The 4,766-nt window shown below is 29.0% G+C and carries 2 protein-coding genes; both read right to left on the bottom strand.

Annotation, left to right across the window (positions count from 1 at the left end):
* Positions 1–486: 486 nt before the first annotated feature.
* The gene (locus U9R42_07010) at positions 487–1,902 is read right to left on the bottom strand and encodes an HD domain-containing protein (protein MEA3495769.1); all 1,416 of its coding nucleotides are present in this window, start codon (positions 1,900–1,902) and stop codon (positions 487–489) included.
* 35 nt (positions 1,903–1,937) lie between these two features.
* A complete protein-coding gene (yidC, locus tag U9R42_07005; GenBank protein ID MEA3495768.1) occupies positions 1,938–3,836 on the bottom strand; it encodes a membrane protein insertase YidC in 1,899 nt (632 codons plus the stop codon).
* Positions 3,837–4,766 lie beyond the last annotated feature (930 nt).

Here is a 4,766-nt window from a genome sequence, read left to right as displayed (position 1 = left end):
AGTCAATTCAAATAAAACATGTTCAATGGTCTCCCCTTTTCTCTTTTTTCTTTTTTGCCACGAATACACTAATGAAAATATAGGATGAAAAATTAAAAAAAACAATTCAAATAAAACATGGTCAATGGACTCCCCCTTTTCACTTTTTTCTTTTTTGCCACGAATACACTAATGAAAATATAGGATGAAAAATTAAAAAAGTCAATTCAAATAAAACATGGTCAATGGTCTCTCCTTTTCACTTTTTTCTTTTTTGCCACGAATACACTAATGAAAATATAGGATGAAAAATTAAAAAAGTCAATTCAAATAAAACATGGTCAATGGTCTCCTTTTCACTTTTCTCTTTTTTGCCACGAATACACTAATGAAAATATAGGATGAAAAAATTAAAAAAATCAATTCAAATAAAACATGGTCAATGGTCTCTCCTTTTCTCTTTTCTCTTTTCTCTTTTCTCATTTCACTTTTCTCATTTCACTTTTCTCATTTCTCTTCCATTCTCTCTTTTCCAATTTCTTGTAACAAAGCAAAGGCTTCATCATAATCATTTCGAATATTTCCTTCTAAAATAGCTTCCTTGATTCTTTCTTTAATAATACCTATTTCCTTTGACGGTTTTATATTCAAAGTTTTCATTATTATATCGCCTGTAATAGGATTTTTCCAATTTCTGAGTTTATCCTTCTCCTCCACTTCAGCTATTTTTTCTGCTAAAATCTCAAATCTCTTTTGAAACATTTTTACTTTAGCTTGATTTTTTGAAGTAACATCTGCTTTGCAAAGTATAAGAAGATTGTCAATATCATTACCAGCATCCACTATCAAACGTCTGATAGCAGAGTCGGTAACGTCATCGTTGGTTAAAAAAGCAGGACGTAAATGAAGCCAAACTAATTTCTTAACAAACCTCATTTTTTCATTCATAGGCAACCTAAAGCGTCTAAAAATTCCTGTAACCATCTTGGAACCTACAATATCATGAGAATAAAAGGTCCATCCTATTCCTTTTACAAATTTTTTCGTTCTTGGCTTACCAATATCATGTAAAAGTGCTGTCCATCTTAACCACAAATTATCAGATGATTCTGCAACATTATCAAGTACTTGTAAAGTATGGCTAAAGTTATCTTTATGTGATTTGTTTTCAACGGTTTCTGTTCCTTTTAGCTCAATTAATTCAGGGAAGAAAATATTTAATAAATTTGCCTTGTCAAGCAAATAAAAACCTTTAGAGGGCTTGGTTGATAACAATATTTTATTTAACTCTTCACTAATTCGTTCCTCAGAAATAATTGAAATTCTTTCGCTGTTGTTTTTAATGGATTCGAAGGTTTCTGGAGTTATTTCAAAATTCAATTGAGAGGCAAATCGTATTGCTCTGAGCATTCGTAAAGGATCATCCGAAAAAGTTACATTAGGTTCAAGAGGAGTTTTTATAATTTTGTTTTTTAAATCATTAACACCATTAAATTTGTCAATCAATTCGCCAAAACTATTTTTATTAAGATTTACTGCGAGTGTATTTATCGTAAAATCACGCCTGTTAAGGTCATCATTTAATGTTCCTTTATTAACTATTGGTTTTCTTGAATTATTACGATAAGACTCTTTCCTTGCTCCTACAAATTCAATTTCATAGTTGTCAAATTGTATGTTGGCTGTGCCAAAATTTTTGAATACACTAAGCTTTGAAGTTCTTTTAATTTTTTTGGCAAATTCTTTCGCAAATCCAACTCCGTCTCCAACTACAACAATATCAATGTCTTTAGATTTTCGTTGAAGTAAAATATCTCTAACATAGCCACCAACAACGTAAGCAGAAATATTTATTTCCTCACTAAGTTTTGAGATTAATTCAAAAATCTTATTATCCTTAAAATGCTGTTTTAATCTATCCAACTAAATAAATTTTAATAATTAAAAATTTTAAACTATCAACGTTTTCGATTTTGTTGTTTTTGTTGCCTCTGCATGTTTTCAAGCCGTTTCTGAAAATTTGATTTTGGTTTTGTCTTTTTCTTCTTTTTGTTAAGTTCAATTTTCTTTCTTAGCTTATCCTCATTTACAAATATCTTAAATAAATACTGTTGTCCAAATGTAATAATATTGGCAAGGAAATAATAATAACTTAATCCAGCAGAATAGTTGTTAAAAAATCCAAGAAACATAATCGGCATTAAATACTGAATTACTTTCATTTGACTTTGTTGAGCACCACCCATCATCTGACTATTCATTCTTGTATAAATCAAAGTAGAAACTGTCATAAGTAGAGTAAACAAACTTACATGGTCCCCATATCCTGGTATTTTAAATCCATTAGGAAAATTCCAGATGGAATCATAAGTAGAAAGGTCATGTGCCCATAAAAAAGCTTGTTGTCTTAATTCTATTGAGGAAGGGAAAAAGCGGAATAATGCAATGAGAATTGGCATTTGAAGAAGCATTGGCAAACAACCACCGAGAGGACTTACCCCTGCTTGTTTGTAAAGCTTCATTTGCTCTGTTTGTTGTTTGGTTTTATCATTTCCTACTTTTTCTTTTAGTGCATCCAATTCAGGCTTTAAAAGTTTCATTTTTGCAGTTGACAAATATGACTTAAATGTCAATGGTAATAGTAGCATTTTAATAAATAATGTAAGAAGTAAAATGATAATACCATAACTTGCAATTGATTTACTGAAATAGTTAAAAATAGGGATAACCATTACTGTATTTACCCATCTCAAAATTCCACGACCAAGAAAAATCTGTCTTTCCATATCAAGTCCTACTTCTTTGAGAGTTTTATAATGGTTTGGACCAAAATAAAAATCCATGCTATAGGTTTCTATATCACTATGTGAAAATGGAAATGAAAGAATTGCAGAAAAATCTTTTTTCGATAAATCATTTTCTACATCTTGATTTTTAACAGCTCCGCGAATAAAATAATTATCTTTTGCAATTAAAGTTTGATTAAAAAAGTGCTGTTTAAAAGAAACCCATTTTATTTTTCCTTTAAGTTCTTCCTCTGTTGTTTTAATCTTTAAAAAATCGGGCTTTTCATCTTTATACTTATAATAAACTGTTGATATATTTCGAGTAATTCTAGCACTTTGTTTATTTTGTTTCCTTTCTAATTGTTTGGTTTTTAAATCCCAATGTAAATCAAAATAAGAAATATTTCGTGGAATAATGTTGTTAAAACCATGGAATTGGATTTGATATCCAACAACATATTTATTTCCGTATAGAGTATATTTATGTTCAATGTACTGACCATCACCAATATTGAGCATCATTGAAAAACTCAATGAATCATCACCAGAAACAACTCTTTTGTTTCCTAACGGCTTAAAATACATATCGGAAACTGAAATAGGATTATTATTATACGAAAAGGAATAATCAATTTTTGCACTTTCTTTATCAAAAAGGACTAAAGGCATTGAATCGTATGTTTTATAGTTTTTAAGCTCCGAATAAACAATCATCCCTCCTTTTGAAAATATTTTAATTTTCAATAAGTCATTTTCCAATACAAAAGAAGTATCCTTTCCTGTTGAAAATGGAGCGAATATTCCGTCTAATGTTTTTCCGTTTGTTACAATTGTAGTATCGTTTACATTATTGCTTACATCATTATTTGTACTAAATTTTGATTCTGGCAGTGTATCTTGTTGTTGGGCGATTAGTACTCTTTTTATTGAATCACTTTGTCTTACCATTTCCAAAGAATCAGCAACAAATTTTTGTCTTTTTATTTGTTCTTCATTTGGCTTGTTAAAATACATCCAAGCAAACATTACTATTGCTACTAAAAAGAATCCAGTTAACGATTTTTTGTCCATAAGCTTGTTTTAATTTTGAGTGCAAAAGTATGAAAATATTAAAGAGTTAAATGTTTTTTGAGTAAAGATTAGCATTTAATAAATTTTGTTAATATTTAATTTTTTTACAAAAAAAAACCCCAACCTAAGTCGGGGTTCAAAAGTTAATACTATGATAAAAAATTTACACTGTAAACTTCTAAACAACTTATGTGCCAAAACTAAATTACGGTTTCAAAAAAAACTTACAACACTGATTATGTATTTATTGAAACTGAAATAAATTTTAAATTATTCTTAGAACAACTATATGTTTCCTTTTTAACAAAAAAAGCTTTGCCTTATTTGTGCTAATAATACCAGCATAAAAAAAATGGGATAGAAAAGATTTGCAAATTGTTTGGTTTTATGTCAAATACTGTGGGTAATCAAATTTGCCACAGATTCACAGATTACAAAATTACTCTTTTTGTAATCTGTACTCATAAAAAAACTCATTTTTTTACCTGTACCTTTGAAATTTACTAAAGGAATAAAGCCAACTCACTGGGTATGATGGCATCCTCTTTAGGGAACAAATGGATGAAAGGAGGATATGCAAAATTTTCTTTAGTTTTCTAAAAGGTACTAATTAATGAATTTTCGCCAAATCCTGATATATCTGGACTAAAGGACATATACTTCTACTGGTCATAATTTGAGATTTGCACTATATTTAACGTATTGATTATTATTCGTTTACACGGTATAGCAAAACGCAGTTTATGACCGCTCTGCATATATCTTATTAGAATATTGCATATAAATTAATTTTAATCTGTGAATCTGTGGCTTTAATATTTTTCCACCCACACAAATCAAGATAGAACCAAAATTATTCACAAATTTCATTCTTATAGTGAGTAATATAAATTTTATCTTTGTACTATATATGAAAACGATAATATCAAC

It is taken from the genome of Bacteroidota bacterium, from assembly GCA_034723125.1.
Taxonomy (GTDB): Bacteria; Bacteroidota; Bacteroidia; order CAILMK01; family JAAYUY01; genus JAYEOP01.
Note: the sequence above shows the minus strand (reverse complement) of the source record. Positions and strands in the feature narration are given on the sequence as shown.

Coding starts and splice junctions, on each gene's coding strand:
- yidC (MEA3495768.1), bottom strand. CDS start 3,836: ATGGACAAAAAATCGTTAACTGGATTCTTTTTAGTAGCAATAGTAATG.